Genomic DNA, 3785 nt, shown 5'->3' with positions numbered 1-3785 from the left:
CAGCGCGGCCCTGCGCGCCCTCCCTCCCTGGCGGGGTCTCACCCGGAACCGGCGCCGTGGGACGGCCCAGCAGGTACCAGCCCCACAGCCCGGCGGGCACCGGGGCCCGCACCGGCGCGCCGGGTACCTCCCGAGCGTCCATCACGTCGAGCAGGTGATCCCAGTAGCCCGTCAGGCGGGCCGCCAGGCTTCCACCGAACAGCCTGCTGTGCAGGAGGTGCGGATGCGGTCGGGTCGGAGCGTGGCGCATCGCATCGGAGAAGCGGTCGAGGAGATCCCGGCGCTCGTCGTCGGACAGCTCGGTCATCAGCTCACGCAGAAGTTCGTCCTCCAGCGTCGCATGTTCGACCATCAACGCGGCCAGATCCCGGCGCAAGTTCGCGACCGGCTCCGCGGGCCGGTTGAGGTCCCCCTGGACGTACTGTTCAATGCCGCGCATCACCGAGGAGCAGCGCCGCGCCAAGCGGCCCAGGTCCGCCACCCGCGCCCGGCCACCCACGACCCGGCGGGCCATCTCCGGGTAGACCACCGACTCCATCGCGCTCAGGTGTGCGGAGACGGCGGCCACGGCCGCGTCGCTGGCATGCAGCGCCTGCCGCGGGTCGGTCGACGGACCACCCACGTCACCGTGGGCGTCGGCGCTGCGCGAGAGCTCGATCAGACGGACGGCGTCCTGATGCGCGGCCTCCACCAAGGTCGCCAACGTCTCGGCCATGACCACCTCGCAGCCCATGGGCAGATACCCAGCGGAGAGCTACCGGAAGCCAAAGCTACGCCTATCCGACCCGGTCCGCATCTCGGCAGCCACCACGCAGCCGTAACCCGGTACCCACAAAAGGTGCCAGTCGCCTCGCTCCGCACCTGACTCTCAGACTTGGTCCCTGTGGTGTCCGGCCGTGGCTCCGCCGGACGGCACCGTCACCGGGCGAGGAACTCGTCGAGATCGGCGAGGAACCGCGTCTCATCCTCGACCACCAGGCCGCCGATGTCGGCGTGGCCGGGCGGACCCGGCTGCGCGAGCACAATCGAACCGGTACCGTGCCGGATGGTGAGCCGCCGCCCGAGCAGCGCGGCCAGTCGCATGGAAGCCGACCCGCAGGCCTCGTCCTCGGTGACGCCGTGCCTGCTGGCGAAGGCCCGGGCCCGCACGACCCCGCCCGGCTCATCCTCCCACGCCCAGAGCTGGGTCAGGTCCTCGCCGGGTGGACGGGGCAGGTCGAGCGCGTCGACTTGGCACGGGTCCGCAAGCATCTCATGCCACCAGTAAGGCACGGCGGCCAAGGCGCTGCGGACCCAGACCCGGCCCTGCTCCTGCCAGCTGACCGCCTCGCCGCCGGCCGGGCGGAGGATCTCCGGATGGCCACCGAGCAGCCGACCCAACAGCCAGGCCGATCCTACCAGGGCGTGTCCCGCCATGGGCAGCTCCCCGGCGGGCGTGAAGGTGGCCAGCTCCGCCAGCTCCGGGTCGTCGACGAAGACCGTGGCGGGGCAGCCTAGTCGGCGCGCGACGACGGACCGCTCCCGCGCGTCGGGCAGCAACTTCGCGGCGTCCAGCACCACGGCGAGCAGACTGCCGCCGGCGCCCGTCTCGTCGGCGAACACCCGAAGCGTGCGTACCTCGATCCCGATCACTCGATCCTCCCTGTGAGGTATCCCATACGCCGGACGTGTGTCTCACCCTTCGCGTGGCACCCCGCCGGCACAGTCGCCAGGCATCCGCGTCCACGGTGAAGCCTGGATCGCCTCCGGACGGCCGGCACCGACTTGTCACCATGAAGGTTCACCAGCGGGAAGGTCGTGGGAAATGCCGACAGGTGGACATGGACATGGATCGGCGGCAGGGAAGGAGGCAATGATGCGGGATGATGCGGTGCCGGGCGAAAGAGTACGCGACGAGACGGTACGCGAGAGCCGGGGACGCGACGATGACGGCGCGCACCCGGACGGCGGCGACCACGGCAGCCAGCATCCCGTCCGGGAGGTGCTGGGGGACGCCCTGGAGCAGGCGTCGGCCAACGCCCATAAGCTCGCCGGCGCGCTGACCCGTCCGGTCTCCCTGGTCCGGGTGGGTCGCAAACGACGCCAGGTGCCCCGCCCCGGACTACCGCGGACGCCGGACGGGCGCGTCATGGCCTGCGGCGTGTACAGCCATGGCCGGCGGGTCACCACGGACATCGACCAGGCCGACGCGCTGCGGTTGGCGCGGTCCGAACGCAGCGGGTTCGCCTGGCTCGGCCTGTTCGAGCCGAGCTACGAGCAGCTCACCGCGATCGCCGAGGAGTACAGGCTGGACAAGCTCGCGGTGGAGGACGCGGTCACCGGCCACCAGCGCCCCAAGCTCGAGCAATACGAGAACCACCTGTTCATGGTGCTCAAGACGACCAGTTACGTGGAGCACACCCAGATGACGAGCACCTCCGAGGTAGTCACCACCGGCGAAATCATGATCTTCCTCGGCGAGGACTTCGTCGTGACCGTGCGGCACGGCAGGCACGGGGAGATGACGAAGCTGCGCGGCCGGCTGGAGGCCAACCCGGAGATGCTCCGGCACGGCCCGACGGCCGTGCTGCACGCCATCTGCGACAGCATTGTGGATGACTACGTCCGCACCGTGGAAAGCATCCAGGCCGACGTCGACCAGATCGAGGTGGGGGTCTTCCATCGGGATCAGAAGCCGTCGACGGAAAGCGCCTACCAGATGAAACGCGAGCTTCTGGAGCTCAAGCACGCGGTGCTGCCGCTCGCGGGCCCGTTGCGTACCCTCACCACGGACGCCCCCACGATGGTCGACGTGGCGATGCGCCGTTACTTCCGGGACGTCGCCGACCACCTCGAGCAGGTCAGCGAGCGTATAGCTCACTTCGACGAGCTGCTTTCCTCCGTGCTCCAGGCGACGCTGACGCAGGTGACGATCGCACAGAACGAGGACATGCGACGGATCAGTGCCTGGGTGGCGATCGGCGCCGTCCCGACCGCCGTCGCCGGGATCTACGGGATGAACTTCGACCACATGCCGGAGCTTCGTCAGACGTGGGGCTACCCGGCCATCCTGGCCGTCATTACGACGATCTGCCTGTTCCTCTACCGTGCGTTCAAGCGCAACGGCTGGCTCTGACACCGACCTGCATGCTATGCGCGCAGGGACCACGACAATGACGGCAGATCCATAGTCCCTTTTTACTATCAGTTGGCTGACGCGACGTATCCGTACGATGGGTTACCCCTGGCCCGCCACGTCGGTTACCGTTACCAACCGTGTCGGAGCAACCGGGTCTCGTGCCAGCCGCTCGGTGCGGTCCCCGCCGATCCCCCCACCCGTCAGGGGACTCCATGACCTCGTCTGACCCCAAGAGTCATAAAACAGCCATCCTGCCTGATCGGGGCGATCTCATCGCGGAGCTCGCCGGCCGGCTGGAGGCCCTCGACGCGCTCCTCAACCGGCTGGAGGATGCCGAGCGGCAGGCCGCCGACGCCAGCGAGCATCTCATCCGGACCCGCCGGTGGCAGGAGGACACGGTCCGGACCATCCAGGAGGAGCGGGCTCGGATGCGCCAGCGCCAGCACGCCCTCGACGAGCTCGCCGGCCACGCCCGCGCCGCGGTCGAGGCGCTAGCGCACCATCGCTCGCTGCCCCGTGAGGTCCACGAGCTCGCGGTCGAGCTCCAGGTGCTCGATGCAGCGGGATTCCTCACCCGCCGCAGCTCCCGGTCCCGCTGAGGGGGGTGCACGCCCGACCTCGCCCGTCAACTACTTTAAGTAGTCAAAAGTCGCCCACGGGCCGAGGG

4 protein-coding genes are annotated in these 3785 nt (G+C 69.5%); 2 read left to right on the top strand and 2 right to left on the bottom strand.

Features of this window, described 5'->3' with window-relative positions; all coding sequences use genetic code 11:
• Nucleotides 1–715: hemerythrin domain-containing protein (locus ACY5KJ_RS17305; protein ID WP_462203855.1), on the bottom strand; the 715-nt coding region annotated here is incomplete at its 3' end.
• A gap of 203 nt (nt 716–918) precedes the next feature.
• Nucleotides 919–1632 (bottom strand): PhzF family phenazine biosynthesis protein, encoded by a 714-nt coding sequence (locus ACY5KJ_RS17300; RefSeq protein ID WP_462187565.1) that lies wholly within the window; start codon nt 1630–1632, stop codon nt 919–921.
• A 220-nt stretch (nt 1633–1852) separates the two neighbouring features.
• On the opposite strand from ACY5KJ_RS17300, the gene corA reads away from it, so the two are divergent.
• Together corA and ACY5KJ_RS17290 are read left to right on the top strand one after the other, a co-directional pair.
• Nucleotides 1853–3115 (top strand): magnesium/cobalt transporter CorA, encoded by a 1263-nt coding sequence (gene corA, locus ACY5KJ_RS17295; protein ID WP_462187566.1) that lies wholly within the window; start codon nt 1853–1855, stop codon nt 3113–3115.
• Nucleotides 3116–3330: 215 nt separating this feature from the next.
• Complete coding sequence (locus tag ACY5KJ_RS17290; RefSeq protein WP_462187567.1) at nt 3331–3717, top strand: hypothetical protein; 387 nt, start codon at nt 3331–3333, stop codon at nt 3715–3717.
• Nucleotides 3718–3785 lie beyond the last annotated feature (68 nt).

It is taken from the genome of Frankia sp. CcWB3, assembly GCF_977927595.1.
This window is presented reverse-complemented; position numbering and strand designations above follow the sequence as displayed.

Coding starts and splice junctions, on each gene's coding strand:
- ACY5KJ_RS17290 (WP_462187567.1), top strand. CDS start 3,331: ATGACCTCGTCTGACCCCAAGAGTCATAAAACAGCCATCCTGCCTGAT.
- corA (WP_462187566.1), top strand. CDS start 1,853: ATGATGCGGGATGATGCGGTGCCGGGCGAAAGAGTACGCGACGAGACG.